The sequence below is a fragment of the Sphingomonas sp. P2_B6 genome (assembly GCF_056404755.1).
The window spans coordinates 235,188-260,400 of record NZ_JBFUDK010000004.1 but is presented as its reverse complement, the minus strand read 5'-3'; the positions used below and the strand labels follow the sequence as shown (position 1 = coordinate 260,400).

At 65.9% G+C, this 25,213-nt stretch carries 23 protein-coding genes; 8 read left to right on the top strand and 15 right to left on the bottom strand.

Annotated elements, in window-relative coordinates; genetic code table 11:
• Nucleotides 1–8: 8 nt before the first annotated feature.
• The 4 genes from AC1DX5_RS07905 to AC1DX5_RS07890 all read left to right on the top strand — a co-directional run bounded on the left by AC1DX5_RS07905 (nucleotide 9) and on the right by AC1DX5_RS07890 (nucleotide 3,227).
• Nucleotides 9–1,298: a cytochrome b gene (locus AC1DX5_RS07905; RefSeq protein ID WP_478014765.1), complete on the top strand. Its 1,290-nt coding sequence runs from the start codon at nucleotides 9–11 to the stop codon at nucleotides 1,296–1,298.
• Nucleotides 1,299–1,313: 15 nt separating this feature from the next.
• Nucleotides 1,314–2,159, top strand: coding sequence for a cytochrome c1 (locus tag AC1DX5_RS07900; RefSeq protein ID WP_465173730.1), 846 nt, complete (start codon nucleotides 1,314–1,316; stop codon nucleotides 2,157–2,159).
• On the top strand, nucleotides 2,134–2,721 hold the full coding sequence (locus tag AC1DX5_RS07895; RefSeq protein WP_478014764.1) for an adenine phosphoribosyltransferase: 588 nt from the start codon (nucleotides 2,134–2,136) through the stop codon (nucleotides 2,719–2,721). Before AC1DX5_RS07900 ends, AC1DX5_RS07895 begins: the two co-directional genes overlap by 26 nt.
• Nucleotides 2,722–2,852: 131 nt before the next feature.
• Nucleotides 2,853–3,227, top strand: a complete 375-nt coding sequence (locus AC1DX5_RS07890; RefSeq protein WP_478014763.1) for a hypothetical protein — start codon at nucleotides 2,853–2,855, stop codon at nucleotides 3,225–3,227.
• 19 nt (nucleotides 3,228–3,246) lie between these two features.
• Here the strand turns inward: AC1DX5_RS07890 and AC1DX5_RS07885 are convergent, their stop codons facing one another.
• The 5 genes from AC1DX5_RS07885 to ychF form a co-directional block, all read right to left on the bottom strand.
• Entirely contained in the window at nucleotides 3,247–3,696 is a 450-nt protein-coding gene (locus tag AC1DX5_RS07885; RefSeq protein ID WP_465173946.1) for a MaoC family dehydratase, read from the bottom strand.
• Between the two features lie 2 nt (nucleotides 3,697–3,698).
• A complete protein-coding gene (locus AC1DX5_RS07880; protein WP_478014762.1) occupies nucleotides 3,699–4,934 on the bottom strand; it encodes an alkaline phosphatase family protein in 1,236 nt (411 codons plus the stop codon).
• 119 nt (nucleotides 4,935–5,053) lie between these two features.
• The gene (locus tag AC1DX5_RS07875) at nucleotides 5,054–6,466 is read right to left on the bottom strand and encodes a hypothetical protein (protein WP_478014761.1); all 1,413 of its coding nucleotides are present in this window, start codon (nucleotides 6,464–6,466) and stop codon (nucleotides 5,054–5,056) included.
• Between the two features lie 53 nt (nucleotides 6,467–6,519).
• On the bottom strand, nucleotides 6,520–6,846 hold the full coding sequence (locus AC1DX5_RS07870; RefSeq protein ID WP_478014760.1) for a hypothetical protein: 327 nt from the start codon (nucleotides 6,844–6,846) through the stop codon (nucleotides 6,520–6,522).
• A gap of 40 nt (nucleotides 6,847–6,886) precedes the next feature.
• Nucleotides 6,887–7,987, bottom strand: coding sequence for a redox-regulated ATPase YchF (gene ychF, locus AC1DX5_RS07865; protein WP_478014759.1), 1,101 nt, complete (start codon nucleotides 7,985–7,987; stop codon nucleotides 6,887–6,889).
• 182 nt (nucleotides 7,988–8,169) lie between these two features.
• Here ychF and AC1DX5_RS07860 point away from each other — a divergent pair, with 182 nt between their 5' ends.
• The gene (locus AC1DX5_RS07860) at nucleotides 8,170–8,772 is read left to right on the top strand and encodes a hypothetical protein (protein WP_478014758.1); all 603 of its coding nucleotides are present in this window, start codon (nucleotides 8,170–8,172) and stop codon (nucleotides 8,770–8,772) included.
• Between the two features lie 12 nt (nucleotides 8,773–8,784).
• Here the strand turns inward: AC1DX5_RS07860 and AC1DX5_RS07855 are convergent, their stop codons facing one another.
• From AC1DX5_RS07855 to AC1DX5_RS07840, 4 genes are all read right to left on the bottom strand, one after another.
• Complete coding sequence (locus AC1DX5_RS07855) at nucleotides 8,785–9,390, bottom strand: TIGR02466 family protein (RefSeq protein ID WP_478014757.1); 606 nt, start codon at nucleotides 9,388–9,390, stop codon at nucleotides 8,785–8,787.
• Entirely contained in the window at nucleotides 9,387–9,962 is a 576-nt protein-coding gene (gene pth, locus AC1DX5_RS07850; protein WP_478014756.1) for an aminoacyl-tRNA hydrolase, read from the bottom strand. The genes AC1DX5_RS07855 and pth overlap by 4 nt, the downstream gene beginning before the upstream one ends.
• 93 nt (nucleotides 9,963–10,055) lie before the next feature.
• Nucleotides 10,056–10,760, bottom strand: a complete 705-nt coding sequence (locus tag AC1DX5_RS07845; RefSeq protein ID WP_478014755.1) for a 50S ribosomal protein L25/general stress protein Ctc — start codon at nucleotides 10,758–10,760, stop codon at nucleotides 10,056–10,058.
• Nucleotides 10,761–10,909: 149 nt separating this feature from the next.
• A complete protein-coding gene (locus tag AC1DX5_RS07840; RefSeq protein WP_478014754.1) occupies nucleotides 10,910–11,812 on the bottom strand; it encodes a TraB/GumN family protein in 903 nt (300 codons plus the stop codon).
• A gap of 230 nt (nucleotides 11,813–12,042) precedes the next feature.
• Here AC1DX5_RS07840 and AC1DX5_RS07835 point away from each other — a divergent pair, with 230 nt between their 5' ends.
• From AC1DX5_RS07835 to ppdK, 3 genes are all read left to right on the top strand, one after another.
• A complete protein-coding gene (locus AC1DX5_RS07835; RefSeq protein WP_465173945.1) occupies nucleotides 12,043–12,882 on the top strand; it encodes a glycine--tRNA ligase subunit alpha in 840 nt (279 codons plus the stop codon).
• Nucleotides 12,883–13,081: 199 nt separating this feature from the next.
• On the top strand, nucleotides 13,082–15,556 hold the full coding sequence (gene glyS, locus AC1DX5_RS07830; protein ID WP_478014753.1) for a glycine--tRNA ligase subunit beta: 2,475 nt from the start codon (nucleotides 13,082–13,084) through the stop codon (nucleotides 15,554–15,556).
• A gap of 79 nt (nucleotides 15,557–15,635) precedes the next feature.
• Entirely contained in the window at nucleotides 15,636–18,302 is a 2,667-nt protein-coding gene (gene ppdK / locus AC1DX5_RS07825; RefSeq protein ID WP_478014752.1) for a pyruvate, phosphate dikinase, read from the top strand.
• Nucleotides 18,303–18,448: 146 nt separating this feature from the next.
• Here the strand turns inward: ppdK and AC1DX5_RS07820 are convergent, their stop codons facing one another.
• The 6 genes from AC1DX5_RS07820 to cpaB all read right to left on the bottom strand — a co-directional run bounded on the left by AC1DX5_RS07820 (nucleotide 18,449) and on the right by cpaB (nucleotide 25,164).
• Complete coding sequence (locus AC1DX5_RS07820; RefSeq protein ID WP_465173716.1) at nucleotides 18,449–19,435, bottom strand: type II secretion system F family protein; 987 nt, start codon at nucleotides 19,433–19,435, stop codon at nucleotides 18,449–18,451.
• Nucleotides 19,436–19,457: 22 nt separating this feature from the next.
• Nucleotides 19,458–20,432 carry a type II secretion system F family protein gene (locus tag AC1DX5_RS07815; protein ID WP_465173715.1) on the bottom strand — a complete coding sequence of 325 codons (975 nt, stop codon included), beginning with the start codon at nucleotides 20,430–20,432 and terminating at the stop codon, nucleotides 19,458–19,460.
• A gap of 102 nt (nucleotides 20,433–20,534) precedes the next feature.
• On the bottom strand, nucleotides 20,535–21,821 hold the full coding sequence (locus tag AC1DX5_RS07810; RefSeq protein WP_465173714.1) for a pilus assembly protein CpaE: 1,287 nt from the start codon (nucleotides 21,819–21,821) through the stop codon (nucleotides 20,535–20,537).
• A 1-nt stretch (nucleotide 21,822) separates the two neighbouring features.
• On the bottom strand, nucleotides 21,823–22,449 hold the full coding sequence (locus AC1DX5_RS07805; RefSeq protein ID WP_465173713.1) for a CpaD family pilus assembly protein: 627 nt from the start codon (nucleotides 22,447–22,449) through the stop codon (nucleotides 21,823–21,825).
• 20 nt (nucleotides 22,450–22,469) lie between these two features.
• Nucleotides 22,470–24,146, bottom strand: a complete 1,677-nt coding sequence (locus AC1DX5_RS07800) for a type II and III secretion system protein family protein (protein ID WP_478014751.1) — start codon at nucleotides 24,144–24,146, stop codon at nucleotides 22,470–22,472.
• A 1-nt stretch (nucleotide 24,147) separates the two neighbouring features.
• A complete protein-coding gene (gene cpaB, locus AC1DX5_RS07795; RefSeq protein ID WP_465173711.1) occupies nucleotides 24,148–25,164 on the bottom strand; it encodes a Flp pilus assembly protein CpaB in 1,017 nt (338 codons plus the stop codon).
• Nucleotides 25,165–25,213 lie beyond the last annotated feature (49 nt).

Below are 25,213 nucleotides of genomic sequence, written 5' to 3'. Positions count from 1 at the left end.
TACGCATCATGAGCTTTCCCTGGGCCAAGCATTACGCGCCGACCAACCCGCTGATGAAGTGGGTGGACGAACGGCTGCCGGTTCCGCGCCTCGTCTATAACGCCGTGGGCGCCGGCTATCCGGTGCCGCGCAACCTCAACTATTTCTGGAACTTCGGCGTGCTCGCCGGTGCCGCGCTCGGCATCCAGATCATCACCGGCATCGTGCTTGCCATGCATTATGGCGCGACGGCCGACGGCGCGTTCAACTCGATCGAGCACATCATGCGCGATGTGAACGGCGGCTGGCTGCTGCGGTATGCGCATGCCAACGGCGCGGCGATGTTCTTCATCGTCGTCTATATCCACATCTTCCGCGGCCTTTATTACGGTTCCTACAAGGCGCCGCGAGAGATGGTCTGGCTGCTCGGCGTGGTCATCTTCCTGCTGATGATGGCGACCGCCTTCATGGGCTATGTTCTCCCCTGGGGTCAGATGAGCTTCTGGGGCGCGCAGGTCATCACCGGCTTCTTCTCGGCGATACCCGTGGTCGGCGAATATATCCGCATCTGGCTGCTCGGCGGCTTCGCGCCGGACCAGGCCGCGCTGAACCGCTTCTTCTCGCTCCATTACCTGCTGCCGTTCGTGATCGCGGCGGTCATCATCCTGCACATCTGGGCGCTGCACATTCCGGGTTCGAGCAACCCGACCGGCGTCGAAGTGAAGGGCGAACAGGACACGGTGCCGTTCCATCCTTATTACACCGCCAAAGACGGCGTCGGCCTCGGCGTGTTCCTGGTGCTGTTCGCGGTGCTGATCTTCCTGGCGCCGAACTATCTCGGCCATCCGGACAATTACATCCCGGCCAACTCGCTCTCGACGCCGGCGCATATCGTGCCCGAATGGTATTTCTGGCCGTTCTACGCGATCCTGCGCGCCWTCACCTCCGACTTCATCCTGCCGGCCAAGCTGTGGGGCGTGCTGGCGATGTTCGGCTCGATCCTGCTGCTGTTCTTCCTGCCCTGGCTGGACAGCTCGCCGGTGCGTTCGGCCAATTACCGGCCGACCTATCGCACCTTCTTCTGGATCCTGGTGGCCGACGTCCTGATCCTGGGCTGGTGCGGCGGTTCGCCCGCGACGCCGCTCTACGTCATCCTCAGCCAGATCTGCGCAGCCTATTATTTCGCGCATTTCCTGATCATCGTGCCGATCATCTCGCGGGCTGAACGCCCCGCGCCGTTGCCGAACTCGATCACCGAGGCGGTGCTGGCGAAGCATGGTGGCACCTCGCCGGCGCAGACCGCGCTCGCGGCCGAATAAGGGGCAACAGGTACAATGGTCCGCAATCTTGCAATGCTGGTCGGTGCGGCGTTCGTCGTCGTGCTCGGCTGGGCTCTCTCCTGGACCGTCTGGGGCCAGATCACCGATCCGGCGGCACCGTCGATCGAGACGAGCGAATGGCACAAGCACCCCAAGGAGCTCGAGCTCGAGTCCAACGGCGTGTTCGGCAAGTTCGACAACCGCCAGCTGCAGCGCGGCTTCCAGGTGTTCAAGGAAGTCTGCTCGGCCTGCCATTCGCTGCATCACGTCTCGTTCCGCGACCTGCAGAAGATCGGCTATAGCGAAGCCCAGGTGAAGGCGATTGCCAACCAGTGGGTGATCGAGCAGCCTTCGATCAACCCGGATACCGGCGAGCCAGCGACCCGCAAGAACATTCCCTCGGATCATTTCCCGTCGCCCTTCGCGAACGAGATCGCCGCGCGTGCCGCGAACAACAACGCGAACCCGCCTGACCTGTCGCTGATGACCAAGGCGCGTCATGACGGCCCGGCCTATGTCTATTCGCTTCTGACCGGCTATCAGCCGCAGTCGGCCGAGATGCTCAAGCAGTTCCCGGACGTGAAGACGCCCGCCGGCCTGCACGCGAACCCTTATTTCGCGACGATGAACATCGCCATGCCGCCGCCGCTGACCAGCGAAGGCCAGGTGACCTATCTCGACGGCACCAAGCCGACCGTCGACCAGATGGCGAAGGACGTCGCGGCGTTCCTCGTGTGGACCGCCGAGCCGAACCTCACGGCGCGTCATTCCTATGGCTGGCCGGTGATCATCTTCCTGCTGATCTTCGTCTTCCTTGCCTGGGGAGCGTATCAGAATGTTTGGCGCGACATTAAGCACTGAGACCGCCAGTTCCGGGATCGGCGCGCCCGGCGCGAATGACGATCTCAGGGCGCTGATCCGCACGATCCCCGACTTTCCGAAGCCGGGGATCATGTTCCGCGACATCACGACCTTGCTGCTCGATGCGAAGGGGTTCGCCCTGACCATCGAGCGCATGGCGGCGCTGGTGGAGGGCAAGGTCGACCTGGTGGCCGGGATCGAGGCCCGTGGTTTCCTGTTCGCGGCCGCGCTGGCGGCGCCGCTGAACGCGGGCGTGCTGCTGATCCGCAAGGACGGCAAGCTGCCCGGCGCGACGATCGCCGAAGACTATGCGCTCGAATATGGTACCGACCGGATCGCGATGCACGAGGATGCGCTCGCGCCCGGCGCCAGCGTGTTGCTGGTCGACGACCTGATCGCCACCGGCGGCACCGCGCGCGCCGCCGTGCGGCTGCTGCGCAAGGCGGGCGCGGTGGTGACTCAGGCCAGTTTCGCGATCGACCTGCCCGAGCTTGGCGGTGCCGACGCGCTGCGCGCTGACGGGATCGATGTCCGCGCGCTGGTGGCGTTCGACGGCCATTGAGCGGCGCGCCCTTGCGGGCGTCGTTTCTTCCCGTTTGGCGCGTCGGAACCGTCGCCGGTTTTTCCCGTTGATGGCGCATCGAAGCGCCGCTGCCGCACCACATCGGCGCTCCCATCATGGGAGTTGCGTCAATGTCACCCTTCAAGCTTTCCGTCGCCGGCCTTGCCCTCGTCGCCGGGCTCGGACTCTCCGGCTGCGCCACCGATGGTTATGGCGGCGGTTATGGCAGCATGTCGGTCGGCTATGCCGGCGGCGACTGGGACCCCTATTATGGCGGCTATAGCGGGAGCCCCTATTGGGGCTGGAACAACGACTATTATTATCCGGGCACCGGCTATTACGTCTATGACCGGCAGAACCGGCGCCATCGCTGGAACGACAGCCAGCGCGGCTATTGGCAGGGCCGGTCGCAGAGCTGGCAGCGCGATCGCCGCGACATCCGTCCCGTCTGGCGCGACTATGGCGTGAACCGCGGCACCTATGGCGGCGGTCGCCGCCGCCGCTGATGACGGCGCGCCCGGCGGCTCAGCCGGCCGGGCGAGTCCGGATGAGGCCGATCGAGATGAAGGTCATTACCGGGACATCGTCCTGGTTGAGCACCGTCATCCTGCTGCGATAGCTGCCCATCTCGGGCCGGCTGTTCGAGGCGCGCTTGTCGAGGATCTCGGTCTCGCAGCGCAGCACGTCGCCGGGATAGACCGGTTTGAGCCAGCGCAGCTCATCGATGCCGGGCGAGCCAAGCCCGGCCTGCTTGTTTGCCTTCAGATTGGCGACGACCATCGACATGGTCATCGCGCAGGTCTGCCAGCCGCTGGCCGAGAGCCGCCCGAAATGCGTGGTCGCGGCCGCCTCGTCGGACAAATGGAAGGGCTGGGGATCATATTTCGAGGCGAATTCGATCACCTCGTCGCGGGTGACCTCGTAGCGGCCGAAGCGCGCCGTTGCGCCGACCACGATGTCCTCGAAATATTGCATGGTCACTTTGTCTCCGTCGGGGCGAGCAGGGGCGCGAGCGTGGCCGCGTCCCCGTCATTGGGCAAGGGCGCGACGCCGATCAGGCGCGCGAGCATGGGGTAGAGATCGACATTGTCGAATTTGGCGGGCACGCGACCATCACGGCGGAAGGCAGGGCCATTGACCAGGAACAGGGCAGTCATGTCGGGATCGTCGGGCTCATAACCATGATCGCCCTTGTTGGTCGGCATGCCGGGCATCACTTCGCCGCCCGCAGCGGCCTGGCAGACAAAGGCGCCGACCCGGGGATTGGCGCCGTAGTGGAATTTCGCGGGGACCTCCGCCCTGCGCCAGCAGGTCATGTCCGGGTTGGGCGCGAGCAGGACGCGGGCGACTTCGTCCTCATGGCCCGGCATCGGATCGAGCGTGGCGAAGGGACCATAGCTTGCCAGTCGATAGCTTTCCTTCGGCAGGATCCTGTCGAGCGAGACGGTGCGTTCCGGCTGGATCGCGCGCATGCCGTGATCCGAGACGATGACGAGGTTGACCGGCTGGCCCATGCGATCGAGCCCCGATTTCAGGTCGCCGATCAGCCCGTCGATCAGCCGCACCGCATCGCGCGCCTCGGGCGCGAGCGGGCCGAACTTATGGGCCGCCTTGTCGACATCGTCGAAATAGATCACCACGAAACGGGGACGGATGTCGGCCGGGCGCCGCATCCAGTCGGTCACGGTCCGCACCCGTTGCGCGCTGGTGAAATTGGGGTCGAACCGGATCCAGTCGAATGGCCGCATGTCGCCATGCGCGGCTTCCTCGCCCGGCCAGAACATCGTGCCGGCATGCACGCCGTTCTTCTCCGCGGTGATCCACAGTGGCTCGGATTCGGCCCACCAGAAGGGATCGGAGCTTTCCAGTTCCTTGCTGTAGAAGCGCTGGCCGGGCCTTTTCGGGTCATACATGGTGTTGGCCACGATGCCGTTGCGATCGGGCCGCAAGCCAGTGACGAGCGTCGTGTGGTTGGGGAAGGTGAGGGTCGGGAAGCTCGGCCGCATCGTCGCGCGGACGCCCTGCTTCGCCAGCGCGTCGAGCACCGGCGTATCGCCGCGGTCCATATAATCGGGCCGGAACGCGTCGATCGAGATCAGGATGGTGACGGGCGCGCGTTGCCCGGCCGCGGCCTGCACGATCGGGGCGGGGGGTGGCGTGGCGGCACAGGCAGAAAGCGCCAGTGCCGCCAGCGCCACGACCCATCCCGTCATGCCGGACCTGTTCCGGCATCCCCTTCGCGGCTCGGCGTCCTGGCTCATCGGTCCTCCAGCGCCCGCCGCTCGATGGACCCCGGGACAAGTCCGGGGTGACGGTGGGATTCGCGGTTCGCCTATTGCCCGAGCGAGAGCTTGGCGAACAGCGTATAACTGACCGGCGCGTCGCCATAAGCCGCATCGAGCGCGGCCGGCTTGGCATAGGCCGCGAGCGCCCCGCCCAGCGCCAGTCCGAACGGCCCCGGCAGCGGCAATCGATAGGCGTAACCGCCCTCGACCTTGCTCACCCGGAACATCCGGTCGTGCAGCGGATCGGCATGGTCGGGGAAGAGTTCGTCATTGGCGACATTCTCCGCGCGGCCGAACAGGGTGTGGTGCTTGCCGATGTTCCAATTGGCCTCGGCCAGCCACGCCGTCGAGGTGCGGCCGGGCAGATCCTTCTTGGCGGAAAAGGCGACCAGGGTGGACAGCCCGCCCTTGGCATATTGCACGCTCGCCGTGGTGCGGGCCTCGTCGCGCGCGGGTTCGAGCTGTTCGGGGCTCTCGATCCGGCCATGGCTGAGCTGAAGTGCCCATTCGGGCGAGGGCGTCCAGGTTGCACGCACGCTCCAGCTGTCGAGCTTCGGCGACTCGATGTTCCAGCGATACTGGTCCGGCTCGCGCCCGCGAAAGGCCGACGCCTCGAGCTGGAAGCGCGGCGTGGCCACGCCGGCCGTCACCACGCCATAAGTGATGTGCGTGCTGTCGAACCAGTGATGCGTGATCGGCGCGAGCGGCAGATATTGCGCCGACGCCCGGTGCATGAAGGCCGAGGGGCCGAGCGCCGGTTCCGCCACCGGCCCGCCATAGAGGAACAGGCTGGTGCCGGGCGCGACGTCCAGATCGACCCGGCCGGACAGTTCCATGAACAGGTCGTGCGGATGCTGGCGGTCGACGAGATGGGTGACGCCGTCCGCCGTCTCGCCGGTGGCGAACAGGCTGGGATAGCCCTTCGCGCCCATCAGCGGTTCGAGGCTCAGCATGGTCTGGAAGCCCACCCTGACGCCGGGCGCGACCGGCCCCGCCGCGGTGACCATCGCCATCGACTGGACAAAGGCCATGTCGTCGCCGCGCGGGCCGCCCTGGTCGGTCCAGGCGCCCCAGGCATAGCCGTGCAGCATCACCATCCAGTCGCCGGCCGGAAGATGCACGCCGTGCATCGCGCCTTCATTGGCGGGCAGGCGCGACGTGCCGGAACCATAGGCGATGGCGGGCATCTCCATCGCGGGCGCATCGCCGGGCATGGCCATGCCGGGATGATGGCCCTGATGCTCCTGCGGCGCCTCGGGGGCAGGCGCGGGGGCAGGAGCCGGCATCGGCATGTCGGGGTCCATCGCCGGATCAGTCTGCGGCGTGGCCGGTGTGGGTATGCGTGCGGGTGTAGGGGTGGGCGCGGGCATGTGCATGCCATGGTCCATGGTCTGCGCTGACGCAGCCATGGGGATCAGCGCCGCCGCGGCCGTGGCCGCGCGCAACTTGAATCGATTCATCGTCTGGAACTCTCGCAAGGAGGAACATGATCGGGGCAGGGCTGCCCCCGGGATCATGCCTCGGCGCGCGGAGGCGGTGTGTCGGGCGCGGGCGCCTTGCCGGGATCGAAGGTGGCGGCGCGCGCGATGCGGATTTCGACAGTCCTGAGTTCGGGCCCATCCGAGACGCCGCTTTTCAAGGTCGATGGCGGAATGCAGCCGATACAGGCATGCCCGACCACGGCCTTGTCGTCATGTGCTGGCGCAGGCGCGACCGGCATCGGCGCGTCGTGATGCGACATCGCCATCCGCGGAGCCGGCGCATCATGGCACGACGCCGCGGCCATCGCGGGAAACGCAAGGGCGGCGAGCAGCAGCGACAGGATCAGCCGGGCGAGCATCAGGTCAGCAAAATAGGCCGGCGTAGAAGCATGAGCAACCTCAGACGTTGAAGCGGAACAGCATCACGTCGCCGTCCTGGACGACATAGTCCTTGCCCTCCGACCGCAGCTTGCCCGCGTCGCGCGCGCCGGCTTCTCCCTTGAACGCGACATAATCGTCGAAGGCGATCGTCTCCGCGCGGATGAAGCCGCGTTCGAAATCGGTGTGGATCTCGCCAGCCGCCTGCGGGGCCCTGGCGCCGACATGGACGGTCCAGGCGCGCGCTTCCTTCGGACCGACGGTGAAGAAGGTGAGCAGGTGGAGCAGCTTGTAGCCGGCGGTGATCACGCGGGCGAGGCCGGTCTCTTCCAGCCCGAGCTCCGACAGGAACTCCCCGCGCTCGTCTGGCGCCATGGTCGCGATCTCGGCCTCGATCGCGGCGGAGACGACGACGGCCTCGGCACCCTCGGCTTTGGCCTTTTCGAACACCTTGGCCGACAGGGCATTGCCGTGGGCGGCATCGCCCTCATCGACGTTGCAGACGTACAGGACGGGCTTGGACGTCAGCAGCTGGGCCTGGGCGAAGACGCGTGCTTCCTCCTCGTCCTTCGGCCGGGTGAGCCGGGCGGGCTTGCCTTCGCGCAGCAGCTCGAGCGCCTGGCCGAGCACCGAGACGGCGATCTTGGCTTCCTTGTCGCCCTGCGCGGCCTTTTTGGCGAAATTGGGCACGCGCTTCTCGAGGCTTTCCAGGTCGGACAGCATCAGCTCGGTCTCGACCGTCTCGGCATCGGCGATCGGATCGACCTTGCCCTCGACATGCGTGACGTCGCCATTCTCGAAGCAGCGCAGGACATGGACGATGGCGTCCACCTCCCGGATATTGCCCAGGAACTGGTTGCCCAGGCCCTCGCCGTTGGACGCGCCGCGCACCAGGCCGGCGATGTCGACGAAGCCGAGCTGAGTCTCGATGATCTTGGCCGAGCCGGCAATCGCGGCGAGCTGATCGAGCCGCTTGTCCGGCACCGCGACGTTGCCGACATTCGGCTCGATCGTGCAGAACGGATAATTGGCCGCCTGCGCCGCCGCCGTCTCCGTCAGCGCGTTGAAGAGGGTGGACTTGCCGACATTCGGCAGGCCCACGATGCCGCATTTGAAACCCATATCGTCCCGCGATGAAAGTGAAGCGCGGCCTTTAAGGCGTGATGCGCCGAAACGCCAGCGACCTGCGTGTCGCGCGGATGCCTTTATCGTTCGCGCCGGTGAGGATCGGGTCGGTCGGTATCGTCTAACGGTACAAGCCAGGCTGAGCGATCATGCCGGGCGCACGGGGCGGGGGGCCGACGATGCGCGTAACTTTGGGGCTGGCCGTGATGGCCATGAGTGTCGGGGCGCAACCGGCATGGTCGCAACAACAGGCGGTTCATCGCGCGGGGGCACCGCTTACCCTTCTGGTCGCGGGTCCGATCGTGCCCGGTCAGGGCGTTGCGATCACACCGAACGTCAGCCTGCGGGTAACGACGCCGCCGCCGCTGATCAGCCGCGATCCCCTAGTTTATAGTGACGGTCGCTTTCAGGAGCGCGTCGACAGCTCGATGATCGATTTCTTTCCCCTGGGCGAGGGGCTGCATCTATCTGCCGGCATGCGGCTGTTTGCGCGCCAGAATGCGGACCGGACCTATCGTGGCCTGGTCTATAGTCCCAGGGGGCGCGGGCTCGGCGGGATCGGCGGGCGCCGCTTCACCCCGGCCGCGACGATCGGCTATATGCGCCCGGTCGGCCCGGACACGATATTGGGGTTCGAGGCGGGCGCGGTGATGGGCCGGCTGAACTCGGGCATGTCGGGGCGGCTGAGGCAGGCGGACGCGGACGGGAACGGGATGACCGGACTCAAGCCCGTCACGGGGATCAACCGGATCGCTCACCTTACCTTCGGGTACAGGTTCTGAGCCCGCGAGGGGCTACCAGCGATAGTTGAAGCTGATGCTGATCCGCTCGTCCTTTGCCGTGCCGGCCGGCACCTCGTGGCGCAGCCAGCTTTCCCAGAGCAGCACGCTGCCGGGCTGGGGCTCGACATAGACGAAGCTGCGCAGATCCTCCGGCGCGTCGTCGAGACGAGTCGGGGCGGCCATCATCAGCGGCAGGCGCGGATCCTCCAGCTTGAGCGGCCCGGCGCCCGGCGGCACCGCGATATAGGCCGTGCCCGACACCACGCTGTGCGGATGGATATGGCCGGAATGCGTGCCGCCCGGCTTCAGGACGTTCACCCAGAAGCTGTCGAGTTTTAGCTTGCCGCCGCCCAGATCGAACGCACACTCGGCCGCGAAGGCCGCGACATGCTTGTTCAGCCGCTTGACCAGCTCACCGAAGGTCGGGTCGCGATAAGGCAGGTCGTTGAGCGAGGCGTAGCTGGTATAGCCACGATAGCCGTTCGCCTTGGACCAGTGCCGTCCGGCGCGGTCGTCCTCGGCCAGCACGCGGCAGGCATGGTCCAGCTCCGCCACGAAATCGGGGTCGTTCAGCACGCCCTCGTACAGCCGCGTCGCGAACAGGTTGCGCACCGTCATTTCGATTCTCCCAGCCGCAGCGCGACATCGCTCATGAAGCGGGCGTCATTGCCCTCGGCAAGCCATTTCGCCTCGGCCGCGACCGCGCCGAGCAGGCCGGCGAGCGAGTCCATCTCCGCCTTGGCGTAATTGCCCAGCACATAGGGGCTGACCTTGTCCTTGTGGCCGGGATGGCCAATGCCGATGCGCACCCGGCGGAATTCATTGCCGATATGCGCCTCGGTCGAGCGCAGGCCGTTATGCCCCGCGGTGCCGCCGCCGATCTTCACCTTGACCTTGAAGGGCGCGAGATCCAGCTCGTCATGGAACACGGTGACGTCGCCGACATCGAGCTTGTAGAAACGCATCGCCTCGCCGACCGAGCGGCCGCTCTCGTTCATGAAGGTCGCGGGCTTGAGCAGCAGGATCTTTTCGGGGCCGATCCGGCCTTCCTGAGTCCAGCCCTGGAACGCCTTCTTCACGGGGCCGAAATCATGCATCTCGGCGATGGTGTCGGCGACCATGAAGCCGACATTGTGCCGCTGCAGCGCATATTGCGCGCCGGGATTTCCAAGGCCGACCCAGAGTTGCATGAAGCTCCTTTACCCAAAGAAAAGGGGCAGGGAAGCCGTTGCTTCCGCTGCCCCCGATCCTGTCCCGCGCCGCTGAGGGCACGGATCGTTCGTTCAGCCTTCCGAGGCTTCGTCGTCGGTCGCGGCTTCGGCAGCAGCTTCCTCGGCTTCGACTTCGGCGACATGCTCGTCATGCGCCGCTTCGGCCAGGGCCTCTTCTTCGGCGACCTGCTCGAGCGTCTCGGACTTGAGCGCCGATGGTGCGATCAGCGTGGCGATGGTGAAATCGCGGTCGTCGATCGCCGAGGTGACGCCCTTGGGCAGCTTCACGGTCGAGATGTGGATCGAATCGCCCACATCGGTGCCCTTGAGCGAGATGATGATCTCGTCGGGGATCTCGGACGCGTCGCAGATCAGCTCGAGCTCGTGGCGAACCACGTTGAGCACGCCACCGCGCTTGATACCGGCCGATTCCTCTTCGTCAACGAACACCACCGGCACGTTCACGTGCACGGTCGCGTGCTCGGAGATGCGCAGGAAGTCGACATGGACCGGGCGATCGGTCACGACGTCGAAGGCGACGTCCTTGGGGAGGGTGCGCACGGCCTTGCCGCCGACGTCCACCATCACCACCGAATTCATGAAATGACCCGTCATGAGAAGACGCATCAGCGCCTTTTCCTCGACATGGATCGAGGCGGGGTCTTGCTTGTTGCCGTAGATCACGGCGGGTACGCGGCCTTCACGACGAAGCGAACGGGAGGCTCCCTTGCCAACCTGTTCACGCGTCTCGGCTGCGAGCGTAAGCTGATCGCTCATTGCAGTCTCCGATATGCTTGGTTCAAATCTCCGGACAGGCCTCCAGGGATGACCCTGACCGGAAGCGGGCGCCTATAGGGGAGAGGGGGGCTGGAGGCAAGCGTTGCGTGCCCCGGGGTGACCGAGAGAGTTGGTGGCGCGCTTGGGCGTCAATACTTCACCCGCTTTGCGTTGAGCCGGTAGCCGCGGAGCTGCTCGAGCACGCTGTCCTTGCCCGCCAGATGCCCGGCGCCGACCGCGATGAACACCGTGCCTGGCTGCTTCATGCGATTGCTGATCCAGAACGCCCAGCGCTTGTTGCGATCGACCAGCAGCGCCTTCTTCACCTCGGGCGAGGCGTCGAGATCGTCGTTGAGCGTGCGGCCCAGCGCATCGGGGTCGCCTTTTGCCCAGCTGTCGACCATCGTGTTCATCGTCGCATCGAGCTTGGGCATCTCGTCGATGGTGTTGGTCAGGAAAGCGACTTGCGCCGGCATCGACAGGCTGTCGAAGATGTTGAGCTGTTCTTCCGCCGTCTCCAGCCCGGTCACCGGCTTGCCCTGCGCGGCGGCGGCCTTGCTGATCGACTGTTCCGGGCCATTGCTGACGTCATAGCCCTTTTTCAGCAGCGGCAGCAGCGACAGGTTGGTCGCGGCATACCAGGGCTCCATCGAGTCGAACGCGGTCGCGGGCAGGCCGAGATCGGTCAGCGCCTTGGCCAGCGCGGGGCGTTTCGCCTCTGGGAGGCGCTGAGTCAGCGGAATGCCGTCATGCGCGATGCCCTTGGCCATGACCAGCGCCTGCATGGCCGCGGCATCAGGCATGACCAGCTCGAGCACCACTTCCTTCGACGAATCGAACGCCTTCTTCACCCCGTCGTCGAACCAGCTCAGGCCGGGCTTCAGCACATGGATGGTGCCGAACAGATAGATAGTCGTGTCCTTGTCCCTGACCACCCACAGCGCCGGATCGGCAACGCGCGGGGCGACGGGGGCGGTGGGGGCAGGCTGGGCGCAGGCCGGCGCCGCGAACAACAGAGTCAACGGCGCGATCAGCTTGCCGAACATCTTCATAAGGGGGTTCCTGAAAGGGATCTGGCGCGTGCTTATCGGCAATCCGGGCGGCACTCCACCCGCTTAACCCCGATTTCGCGGATGGTGCGTCCGGCGCGCCTCAAAGCGTGACCGCCATAGCCGGGGGCGGTTGACCCTTTTCGGGGCATGCGCCAAAGCGGCGGAAAGAGTTATACTGCATCTGCGAAGGGTTTTCCCGCACCGTGACCGAGCCGCTGAGCTTCCAGCGCATGATCCTCACGCTCCATGACTATTGGAGTGAGCGCGGCTGCCTGATCCTGCAGCCTTACGACATGGAAATGGGGGCGGGGACCTTCCACACCGCAACGACGCTTCGTGCGCTCGGCCCGGACACATGGAATGCCGCCTTCGTCCAGCCCTGCCGCCGGCCGACCGACGGGCGTTACGGCGAGAATCCCAACCGGCTGCAGCATTATTACCAGTATCAGGTAATCCTGAAGCCGAGCCCGCCCGATTTGCAGGAACTCTATCTCGGGTCGCTCGCGGCGATCGGGATAGATTTCACGCGGCATGACATCCGCTTCGTCGAGGACGATTGGGAATCGCCGACGCTCGGCGCCTGGGGACTGGGCTGGGAAGTCTGGTGCGACGGCATGGAGGTGACCCAGTTTACCTATTTCCAGCAGATGGGCGGATTCGACTGCAAGCCGGTCGCCGGCGAGCTGACCTATGGGCTTGAGCGGCTGGCGCTGTACCTCCAGAACAAGGACAGCATCTACGACCTGGCCTATAATGATGCTGGCGTGACTTATGGGGACGTGTTCCTCGAAAACGAGATCGAGCAATCGACCTGGAATTTCGAGGTCGCGAACACCGAGGCGCTGTTCGACCTGTTCCGCAAGGCGACCGCCGAATGCGAGAATTGCCTGGAGGCGAAGCTGCCGATCCCGGCGTACGAGCAGGCGATCAAGGCGAGCCATGTGTTCAATCTGCTCCAGGCGCGGGGCGTGATCTCGGTGGCGGAACGACAGGCCTATATGGGGCGCGTGCGCGATCTGGCGAAGGGCAGCTGCCAGGCGTGGATGGACAAGAACGGGTGGGCGGCGTGATGCGGCGCGCGACATCTCAGTTCCTCCCCGGAACGGGGAGGGGGACCATGCGTAGCATGGTGGAGGGGCTTGGAGCGCGGCCGGCTGCGTACCGAGTGTCGTCGCGAATTGAGATGGAAGCTCTGGAGCAAGCATATCGCGCTCCAATCCCCTCCACCGCCTTCGGCGGTCCCCCTCCCCGTTCCGGGGAGGAACTATAATGACCGACTTCCTCCTCGAACTCCGCTCGGAAGAAATCCCCGCGCGCATGCAGGACAGGGCGCGCGACGATCTCGCTCGCCTGTTTGCGGCCGAACTCGACAGAGCGGGCCTGCGCGCCGACGCGATCGTCACCTTCGCGACGCCGCGCCGCCTGACCCTGATCGCCCGAGACTTGCCGGCCGAAACCGAGGCCACCGCCGAAGAACGCAAGGGGCCCCGCGCCGACGCGCCGGCCCAGGCGCTGGAAGGCTTCCTGCGCTCGACTGGCCTGACCCGCGACCAGCTCGAGGAGCGCGACGACGGCAAGGGTAACAAAGTGCTCTTCGCCGTCACGCAAAAGCCCGGCCGCGCGACCGCGGACGTGCTGGCCGAGGCGATTCCGGCGATCATCCGCGCCTTTCCCTGGCCCAAGTCGATGCGCTGGGGCGATGCCTCCAGCTCGACCGAGAGCCTGCGCTGGGTGCGGCCGCTGCAGGGCATCGTCGCGCTGCTCGGCGACGATGTGGTGCCGTTCGAGATCGCCGGCATCGCCTCCGGCGCGGCGACGGTCGGCCACCGCTTCCACCACCCGGGTGTCATCACCATCGGCAACGCCGGCGACTATGCCGACAAGCTGCGCGCCTGCCACGTCCTGGTCGACCAGGACGAACGCCGCACGATCATCCGCGACCGCGCCAAAGCGCTGGCGGCTGAGGCCGGGCTTGAGCTGATCGAGGACGAGGGTCTCGTTGCCGAGAATGCTGGCCTCACCGAATGGCCGGTGCCGCTGCTCGGCCGTTTCGATCCCGAATTCCTGAGCGTTCCGCCCGAGGTGATCCAGCTGACGGCGCGGGTGAACCAGAAATATTTCGTCTGCCGTGGGGCGGACGGGAAGCTCGCCGATGCGTTCATCTGCACCGCCAATATCGACGCGGTCGATGGTGGCGCGAAGATCGTCGAGGGCAACCGCAAGGTGCTCGCGGCGCGGCTGTCGGATGCGAAGTTCTTCTATGAGACGGACCTCAGGGTGCCGCTCGACGAGCAGGCGAAGAAGCTCGAGAAGATCGTGTTTCACGAGAAGCTCGGGACGCTCGCCGACAAGGTCGAGCGGGTCGCGAAGCTGGCGCGGTGGCTGGTTGAGGAGGGCATTGTCCCTTCTTCTCCCTCTCCCCTTGTGGGAGAGGGAAGGGGCCCATCGCAAAGCGATGGGAAGGGTGAGGGGGACACTCGCTCGGGTCTCGAACCTCATCCCCCTCACCCTTCCGTCGCTTCGCTCCTCCCTCCCTCTCCCACAGGGGGAGAGGGAATGAGCCTCGCCGACATGGCCGAACGGGCTGCGCGCCTGGCCAAGGCTGATCTCGTCACCGGCATGGTCGGCGAGTTCCCCGAGCTTCAGGGCTTGATGGGTGGTTATTATGCTCGCGCGCAGGGGGAAGCGGCTGCGGTCGCTGAGGCGGTCCGGGATCACTACAAGCCTGTCGGGCAGGGTGATGAAGTGCCTACTGCGCCGGTGACCGTGGCCGTGTCGCTGGCTGATAAGCTCGATACGCTAGTCGCGTTCTTTGCCGTTGGAATGTTTCCGACAGGCTCGAAGGACCCGTTCGCTCTACGTCGGTCGGCGCTCGGGGTTTTTAGCGTAGTGCAAACCAACCAGCTTCGTCTGCCACTGGCGACCCTGACGATGGCAAGTTTCGATTTGGTCAGAACTACCTATTTGAACGCTCAGATGATGGCCGAATTGTCCAAGCTGCGTGGGCAGAACATTCAGGGAAATCAGGAGTATCTTGGCCGATTAATGGTCAGCATTATGGGCGGATACGATCCTAGTCGGTCTTGGACGGACGTTGAGAAGAGCGCCGCTGAAGGTCTTGTCCAGCAACTCCTCGATTTCTTCGCCGACCGCCTCAAGGTCCAGCAACGCGAAGCCGGCGTCCGCCACGACCTGATCGACGCCGTCTTCGCGCTAGGCGGCGAAGACGATCTCGTTCGCCTGCTTGCCCGCGTCCACGCGCTCCAGACCTTCGTTACCACCGAGGACGGCACCAACCTACTGGCCGGGTACAAGCGTGCGGCGAATATCCTCAAGAAGGAGGGATGGGACCAAACCCAAACCGTTCGTGTCGAGCGAAGTCGAGACACCTTGTCGGGCGAGTCCTCTCCGTCGAACGATGTTGCGAAGCCGGCCCACTGCTTCTCGACTTCGCTCGAAGCGAACGGAGGGGAAGAGCTGCCTTACGTACCCGAACCAGCCGAGGCGGCGTTGATCGCTGCGCTCGACGACGCCGCGCCGCGCGCCGCAACAGCCGTCGAGGCCGAGGATTTCGAAGCCGCCATGGCAGCGCTCGCCTCGCTCCGGGCACCGATCGACCGGTTCTTCGACGATGTGACCGTCAACGACCCGGACCCCGTCAAACGCGAAGCGCGCCTCGCGCTCCTCGCGCGGGTTCGCGATGCGGTTCATTCGGTTGCCGACTTTTCCAAAATCGAGGGCTGACGACACGCATCTTCGCCCCGCCGACACCAGATTGCCTCGCCTCCCCAGCGAAAAAACCAGGCACACAGAGGACTGAGCAATGACGCAGTACGTTTACCGCTTCGGCGGGGGTGTTTCCGACGGCGGCAAGGGCGACCGGAATCTGCTCGGCGGCAAGGGCGCGAACCTGGCGGAGATGGCGTCGATCGGCCTGCCGGTCCCGCCCGGCTTCACCATCTCGACCGACTTCTGCGCCGTCTATTATGACGAGGGCGGGCAATTCCCCGAGGGGCTGCGCGCCGAAGTCGCCACCGGCATCGGCCATATCGAGGGCGTGACCGGCAAGAAGTTCGGCGATGCGGCCGATCCGCTGCTCGTCTCGGTCCGCTCGGGTGCCCGCGCGTCGATGCCGGGCATGATGGACACGGTGCTCAACCTCGGCCTCAATGACGAGACGGTGCAGGGCCTTGCCGAGACCTCGGGCGATGCGCGCTTCGCCTGGGACAGCTATCGCCGCTTCATCCAGATGTATTCGGACGTGGTGCTCGAGCTCGATCATCACAGCTTCGAGGAAGCGCTCGAAATCGCGAAGGAAGACAAGGGCTATTTCCTCGACACCGACATGACCGCCGAGGATCTCCAGGCGCTCGTCGTCGAATACAAGGCGCTGGTCGAGGCGCAGTGGCACAAGCCGTTCCCGCAGGACSYGCAYRASCAGCTCTGGGGCGCGRTCGGCGCGGTATTCGGATCGTGGCAGTCGGAACGCGCCAAGGTCTATCGCCGGCTCAACGACATCCCGGCAAGCTGGGGCACGGCGGTCAACGTCCAGGCGATGGTGTTCGGCAATATGGGCGATACCTCGGCGACGGGCGTTGCCTTCACGCGCGATCCGGCCAAGGGCGACCGGGCCTATTATGGCGAGTTCCTGATCAATGCGCAGGGCGAGGACGTCGTCGCCGGTATCCGTACCCCGCAATATCTGACGCTCGCCGCGCGCGAGGCCGCGGGCGCCAAGCCGGCCTCGATGGAAGAGGCAATGCCGGAGACCTTCACCGAACTGGCCAAGGTGTTCGACCTGCTCGAGACGCATTACCGCGACATGCAGGACATCGAGTTCACGGTGCAGCAGGGCAAGCTCTGGATGCTCCAGACCCGATCGGGCAAGCGCACCGCCAAGGCCGCGCTGAAGATCGCGGTCGACATGGCCGAGGAAGGCCTGATCACGCGTGAGGAAGCCGTCGCGCGGGTCGATCCCGCCGCGCTCGACCAGTTGCTCCACCCGACGCTCGATCCCGCCGCGACGCGCGACGTGATCGCCAAGGGGCTGCCGGCCAGCCCCGGTGCGGCCTCGGGTGCGGCGGTGTTCGACAGCGATACGGCCGAGAAGCGCTCCAACGCCGGTGACAGCGTCATCCTGATCCGGGTCGAGACCTCGCCTGAGGATATCCACGGCATGCATGCCGCCCGGGGCATCCTCACGGCACGCGGCGGCATGACCAGTCATGCGGCGGTGGTCGCGCGCGGCATGGGGCGTCCCTGCGTTTCCGGTGCCGGCACGATCGCGATCGACGCCAAGGCGGGGATCATGCGGGTCGGCGGGCGCGAAGTGAAGGAAGGCGATATCGTCACCATCGACGGCTCGACCGGCGAAGTGATGATGGGCGCGGTGCCGACCGTCCAGCCCGAGCTGGCCGGCGATTTCGGCACCTTGATGGTCTGGGCCGATGGCGTGCGCCGCCTGAAGGTCCGCGCCAATGCCGAGACGCCGCTCGATGCGAGAGTGGCGCGCGAGTTCGGCGCCGAGGGCATCGGGTTGTGTCGCACCGAGCATATGTTCTTCGACGCCGCGCGCATTACCGCGGTGCGCCAGATGATCCTGGCCGAGGACGAGAAGGGACGGCGACTCGCGCTCGACAAGCTGTTGCCCGAGCAGCGCGCCGATTTCATCCAGCTGTTCGAGGTGATGGCGGGCCTGCCCGTCACCATCCGCCTGCTCGATCCGCCGCTGCACGAATTCCTGCCGCATGAGGAAGCCGAATTCGCCGAGGTCGCCAGCGCAGCGGGCGTCGCGGTCGAGGTGCTGAAGCGCCGCGCGGCGGAACTGCATGAGTTCAACCCCATGCTTGGCCATCGCGGCTGCCGCCTCGGTGTGACCTATCCCGAGATCTACGAGATGCAGGCCCGCGCCATCTTCGAGGCTGCGGTCGAAGTGGCCGAGAAATCGGGCGCCGCGCCGATCCCCGAGGTGATGATCCCGCTGGTTGCGACGCGCCGCGAACTCGAGCTGATGAAGGCCGTGGTCGACAAGGCCGCGGCGGCGGTGTTCGCCGACAAGGGCAGGACGATCGAGTATCTCGTCGGGACCATGATCGAATTGCCGCGCGCTGCCTTGAAGGCGGGCGAGATCGCGGAGGTTGGCGCCTTCTTCTCCTTCGGCACCAATGACCTGACGCAGACGACCCTCGGTGTCAGCCGTGATGACGCCGCGCGCTTCCTGACGACCTATGTCGAGCGGGGGATCTATCCGAAGGACCCGTTCGTCAGCCTCGATGTCGAGGGCGTCGGCGAACTGATCGAAATGGCGGCGGAGCGGGGCAGGGCGACACGGCCCGACATCAAGCTCGGCATCTGTGGCGAGCATGGCGGGGACCCGGCGAGCATCGCCTTCTGCGAGTCCATCGGGCTCGATTATGTGAGCGCGTCGCCATACCGGGTGCCGATTGCGCGGCTGGCGGCGGCGCAGGCCGCGCTGGCGGCACGGGGCTGAACCTTCCGGTTTCACTCCCGGAAGGGTGGTCAGCGATGCGCGGGGCTCAAGGCACTGCTCGGGGCTGCGGAACGTGGTGCAACGAGTCTTTTGGCCCGCGCACCCACCCCCGCCCCTCCCTTTCGGGACGGGGCGGGGGGGACGCGTTATTTGAACGCGTCGGAGATCGAGCAGGCCGCGGGGCCGAGAATGACGATGAACAGCACCGGCAGGATGAACAGGATCAGCGGCACGGTCATGATCGCCGGGAGCCGGGCAGCCTTTTCCTCGGCGCGCATCATGCGTTCATTGCGAAACTCGGCGGAGAGCACGCGCAGCGCCGACGCGAGCGGCGTACCGTATTTCTCGGTCTGCACCATGGTGGTGACCACACCTTTCAGTGCGTCGAGCTTGACCCGCATGGCGAGGTTCTCGAACGCCTGGCGGCGCTCCGACAGAAAGCCAAGCTCGATCGCGGTGAGGGTGAATTCGTCGCCCAGTTCGGGATAGGCGCGGCCGAGCTCGCGGGCGACGCGGTTGAACGCGGCGTCCACGGTCAATCCCGCCTCGGCGCAGATGACGAGCAGATCGAGCGCATCGGGCAGGCCTTTGCGGATTGCCTTGGAACGCTTGTCGATCTTGTTCTTCAGGAAGATGTCCGGCGCCTTGTAGCTCATGATGAAGCTGATCGCGACGATGCCGTAGCGCTTCAACGCGCTATATTCGGCGAACATGTCGGTGCCGTAGACGAGGTAGAGCATCAGCCCGCCGAAGATGATCGGCAGCACGAGGCGTCCGAAGATCACCGCGACGGCATATTCCTTGGATCGTATTCCGGCCTGCATCAGCTTGATCTGCGCGACCTTGACCTGGCTGTCCTGCAGCACCTTCAGGCCGGACAGGATCGACTTGATCCGGTCGGTCGTCTCGTTCTTGGTGACGAGTTTCGCGCGGCGTTTGGTCGAGGCGGTGATGCCGGCCTTGAGCTGCTCGCGGCGGTCGTTCAGCGCCTTGACGCGCTTGGCCATGGGGTCACGCGCGGTGGTGGCGGCATAGATCGCCAGCAGCACCGCGAACGCGGCGACACCGGAAAGCAGCGTCGCCACCCACATCACGTCGACCCCGAGGATCGTTGGTCCAGCCGTTTCGCCCATGGAAGTGCCGTGTCGCCCTTGTTCAGATTTCGAAGTTGATCATCTTGGCCATGATCCCGGCGCCGATGCCCATCCAGATCAGGCCGCCACCGCCCGCGACCATCAGCCGCTGGTCGATGAAGAAATTCTGCATATAGCTGCCGTTGATCATCCAGATCATGCCGAAGACGATGAAGGGCAGGGCGCCGATGATATAGGCCGAGGCCTTGGATTCGGACGACATCGCCTTGATCTTCAGCTTCATCTGGCCGCGCATGCGCAGCACATTGGCGAGATTGGCGAGCGTTTCGGCGAGATTGCCGCCGGTCTCGCGCTGGATCGCGATGGTGATGACGAAGAACTGGAATTCGGGCGTGCCGAGCCGGTCAGCGGTTTCCTGCAGCGCGACGTCCATCGTCCGGCCGATCTTCATCTTGTCGGTGATCGACCGGAACTCGACGCCGACCGGGCCTTCGACCTCATGGCCGACCACACCGATGGTCTCGCTGATCGGCAGGCCGGAGCGCAGGCCCCGGACGAGCAGCTCGATTGCGTCAGGGAATTTCGCGTTGAACTTCGCGATGCGGCGTTTGATGAAAAAACTCACCGTGAAATGCGGGAGCCCGCCGCCGAGCATGATGCCGAGAAGCAGCGACAGCAGGATCGGCAGGCCCTGCAGCGCGAGCAGCAGGCCAAAGATCACGGTGATGCCCAATGTGGCCATGCCGTACTGGCCGACCGTCCAGGTCTTGCCCGTCATCGCCAGCCGCTTCTTGAGCAGGGCAGGGCGAGGGAGGAATCGCATCGCCGCCGCGTCCATCCGGGTCGCCCGGCTCGCGGTGATGCGGCGCATCTGCGCTTCGACCAGCGCGTTGGAAGACTCGCTGTGCCGCGCGCGGACGGCCGTCAGGCGACGTTCCCGCGCGCGTTCCGGTGAAGGCCCGGCAAGGGCGAACGCCATCAGCACCAGCACCGTGGCCGCGCCCCCGAACAGCATGATGAACGGCATCAGTTCCATCACGGTATCAAGCGCCCCGTTTCGTTGACGGACGGTTTACGTCCGCGCATTTTTTCGCCCGGCGGCGCGCGCCGGCACCATCCCGAGCAGGCACCGGCCAGCTCATTTCTTCGCCGGACGCTTTGGCATCATCGACTTGAGGTCGGCGAACTTGCCCATCAGCGATCCGCCCCGTTCAAGCGGCTTCTTGCGGGCCTCGTCCTTGCCGGCGGCTTCGCCGACGCCCATCAGCTTCGTCGCCAGCTCGACCATCGGCTGAGTCGTCTTGGATCCCTTGCCTGTCTCGGCGAAGGGTTTGCCCAGCTTGGCCGCCTGCGCGCCCAGCTTCTGGTCGAAGGGGATGACGAAATCGATCTTGCGCTCGATCGAGCCCTCGAAATCCTTGCGGCTGATCTCGAGCTGGCCGTTGACGTGCATCTTGTTGGCGACGACGAACACCTGGGTCTGGGGCGCGTTTGTCTTCAGCCAGGACAGGATCCGGATCGAATCCCGCGCCGCGGCCAGGGTGAGCTCAGTCACCACCACGGCGACCTGCACGTCAGTGATGAGATGCGGATGCTGGACCAGCATGTTGCGCGGCAGATCGACAATCGTGCACTCGAACGCGGCGCGCATCTCCTCCTGAAGCTGGTAGAACGCAGCGCCATCGGTCAGGACCGGGGCGTTGATCGGCGCCTCGGCGGACAGCACCGACAGCGTCTGGCTTGCCTTGACCATCGCGCGCTCGATGAACAGGCCGTCGATGCGGCTCGGGTTCTCGATCGCGTCGGTCAGCCCGCGGCCCGGTTCGAGGTCGAGCGCCAGGGCGCCGGTGCCGAAATGCACGTCGAGATCGAGCAGCGCGGTGGTCCGCGCGCCCTTTTCGCTGAGGATCCAGGCAACCGACGTCGCCAGCGTCGAGGCGCCGACGCCGCCGCGCGCGCCGATAAAGGCGGTGGAGCAATGGGCTCGTTCAGTGCCGGCATCGAGCAGCTTGGGTGCGTTGAGGATGGTCTGCGCGTGCGTGAATGCCTCGCGCAGCATGTCCGGGGTCAGCGGCTTGAGCAGATAGTCCTGGATGCCGCTGACCACGAGATCGCGGTAGAGGCGGACATCATTGACCTGGCCAGCGGCGATCACGACCGTGCCGGGCTCGCACACCTCGGCGAGCCCGTTGATGTCGGCCAGCGGATCGCTCGACTCGGACAGGTCGACGAACAGGATCTGGGGGCTGGCCGAGACCGACAGGGACTGGACTGCGTTGCGCAGCCCGCCCTTGTTCACCTTTTCCGCGACCCAGCCCATTTCGATGGCGACGGGGCGGACAGCCTCTGCCGTGGTTTCGTCGCAGACAAAGGCGACAAAGGGTTCGCGATGGCCGACGCGGCCGCTGTTGAAGGGGGCGTTCATATCATTTGCTCCCGGCATCTTTCAGGCCGCCCGTCCCGGTGGGCGTTGCCTTGCGATAGTTTCCAATGGCGCGGGTGGAGACCGCGGGGTCATTGACCTCGGCGCCGGGCTGGCCACGCACGAGATCGGCCGGATTGGCGACCATCGCCGCCAGGTTCGTGTTGATCGCGCATCCCTGATTGGACGAGGTGTTGCTCTCGAACTCGGGCTGGGAAGGGCGGCTGAAGTCCGGGCATCCGGGCACCGACGCCTTCATGCGGCTGACCACGATCCGCGCCGTGCCGGGGGCGACGGTCGCGCCGGTGACGGGCGCATCGTCCGACAGCAACAAGCCGTAATGCGCGATCTCGGCCGAGACCTCGTCGCGAATGCCACCCCCATAGGGGTTGGGATCGTCGATCGCGACGCGATCGCCGTAACCGAGCCGCAGCGAGGCCATCCAGCCGGCCAGGCGCTTCGCCTCGCCCGGGGCCAGCGTGTTTCCGCTGGTGTTGACGTCGAACACATAGTCGGTCCGGCTGACCACCGGCTGGTGGACCGATTCCAGGGCGCGGTTCGGCGTGCCGCACGCACCCAGAAACAGGGCCGGGGCGAAGGCGGTTGCGAGAAGGATCGTACGCTTGATCATGGGTCTATCCCTCGAGACGCTCAATTGAAGCTGAAACCGGGTGCGGCGCTCGCACCTTTTTTCGACCTTGGACTGGCTTCGGGCAGTGCGGAATTGCCGGCCTGTTCCTCGCGGCGTTGTTGCGGCGCGGGCGCGGGCACCACCGGAACCGGGGCCACCGCGCCGAGCGCGGGCGCGGCGCCGGCGGGTGGGGCCATGCTCGGCTTGGGCCGGGCGCCGCTAGGGGTGGTGCCGGTCAGCTGGCCAAGCAGGATGCGGTCCAGGTCGGTCGGTGCCTTGTAGCCGTCGGTCGGCAGGGCGATCTCGTTCGCATTGACCGGCTTCACCAGATACGGCGTGATGACGATCACCAGCTCGGTCTCGTTGCGCTGGAACGCGTTGGAGCGGAACAGGGCGCCGAGGATCGGAACGTCGCCGACACCCGGCGTCTTGTCGAACGAGTTGTTGTGGTTGTTCTGCAGCAGGCCGCCGATCATGAAGCTCTGGCCCGAACCTAACTCGACCGTGGTCTCCGCGCGGCGGGTGATGAAGCCGGGAACGCGCGTGGTGCCGATCGCGACCGCGTTCGAATAGTCAAGCTGCGACACCTCCGGCCGCACGCGCAGCGAGATCCGCCCGTCGGCCAGCACGGTCGGCGTATAGGCCAGGCTGACGCCATATTGCTTGAATTCAACCGTCGCCGTGCCGAGGCCCTGCGATATCGGGATCGGCACTTCGCCGCCGGCGAGGAAAGTGCCGGTTTCGCCCGACAGCGCGGTGAGGTTCGGATTGGCCAGCGTCGACACCTGGCCGATCGTCTCGCCCAGATCGATCGCGCTCAGCAGGTCGAGCCCGAACAGCTTGCCGGCAAGGCCGAGCGTCGTGCGCTGCGAGCCGTTCAGGAAAGTGAAGGACGTGCCGGTCCCCGGCGTCGTCGGGGTTGGCGGTACGCCAGGGGTGATCGTGCCGGGATCGCGGCCGGAGCCGATGCCGAACAGGAAGCCGCCTGTCGAGTCGAGCGACTTGAGGTTGACGCCGACATTCTTGATGAAGCTGCGGCTGACCTCGGCGAAGCGTACCTGCAGATTGACCTGCAGCGGGGTCGCGGTGCGGAGGCGATTGAACACGCCGATCTTGAGCGTCGCGCCGGGCGTCGAAGCGTCGACCCCGGGGTTGAGCAGCGACGTCACCAGCCGTTCCGCCTGAGCGCTGTCATCGGGCGCGGCGACGGTGCCGGTCAGCACGGCGATCTGTCCGGTGGTGGAGACATGGATATCGGCCTCCGGCATCGCGAGCTTGAGCATGCGATCGATCGAGGTGATGTTCTGGCTGACCCGGACGTTCGCCGAATAGATCACGCCGCCCGCCGCGTTGGTCGCGAACAGGGTCGCCTCGCCGAATTCCTTGCCGAAAAGGTGGATCTGGCGCGGGTTGCTGACATAGACGTCGGCTATGCCCGAGTTGGACACCCACACATCGGCGACGTCGGCCGGCAGGGTGATCAGTTCACCCTGGCCGATCGAGAGCAACACTTCGCGGGTCGGCCGCTGCGAGCCGACCGGCGGCCTGCCCACCCGGGCGGGACGCCCGGCGATCGAGCGCGGCTTGGCCTGGCCGGCCTTGGCGGCGCCCGCGATGGCGGTGGCCGGCAGGCTGGCGACCATGGCCGCCGCCGCCGTCACCGCAACCGAGCGGTGCAAGAGGTTCGTGATACGCATGCTACTTCTTCCCCCCGACCGGAACATCGGTCACCGAATTTCCCCGCGCGACGCGCACCATCGGGCCGACCGGCGCGGCGGCGCCCGGGAAAGCCCCGCTTCCACCTTCGGCCGGTGTTGCGGACGCCTTGCCGGGGACCGTGCTGCGCTGGAAGCGCGACACGTCGGCACCCGTGGCGATCGTCGAACTGCCCGCCTGGGGCTGACTCGCGACCTGCATCAGCATGGCCTTCTCCGCCTTGGGGTCATTGCCCTCGGGCACGGTGACGTCGCCATTGGCGATCGCTTCCTCGAGTTCGCTGGCATTGTCGGCGATCGAGCGCAGCGACAGGGAGAGCGAGCCGAGCGTCTGGGCGACCGCAATCTTCTCCGCGATCTTGGGCGTTGCCTCGATCGTCACGTTCGAGAAGGTGTGAACCACGGTCTTGCCGTCGTCGCCCACCGTATTGTCGGTGCGCTGGTCAGTCGCCAGCACGCGCAGGTTGCGCATCACCGTCTCGGCCACCTTGAGCGGCGGGCCGTCGCCGCCGCCAGGTACCGTCTGGGTCAGCACCAGATCGATCCGGTCACCCGGGAAGACGAAGCCGGCGACGCCGGTCTGCGCCGACACGGGGAAGGTGACGGCGCGCATGCCCGGCCCGAGCGCCGCCGCGAGGAAGCCGCGATCGCCCGGCTTGACGAGCGCGCCCTGCGTGACCGGCTGGCCAGCGGTGATCGCGTTGCGGACGACCGTGCCCTGCAGCGACTGCAGGTTGGTGTCCTTCTTGATGAAATAGGCATTGTCGACCAGCTCCTTGGGCCAGGGCTGGAACTTCAGCGCGGTGGCATCCAGGATCGTCCCGACCGGCAACGCGCGGGTGGCGACGAGCACCTCCGGTCCATCGACCGGCGCGGCGACCGCCGTGGCGGCGCCAGCCTGGGGGGCGGCCCCGCCCAGGATCAGGCTGCGTGCCATGAACGCGGTGATCGCAGCGACGATCAGGGCGCCCACCAGAAGAATGATCTTGCGACTATCCATGACTTTTCAAGCCTTTCCGGCGCGGGACGATTGAACCCGCGTTAAGCAT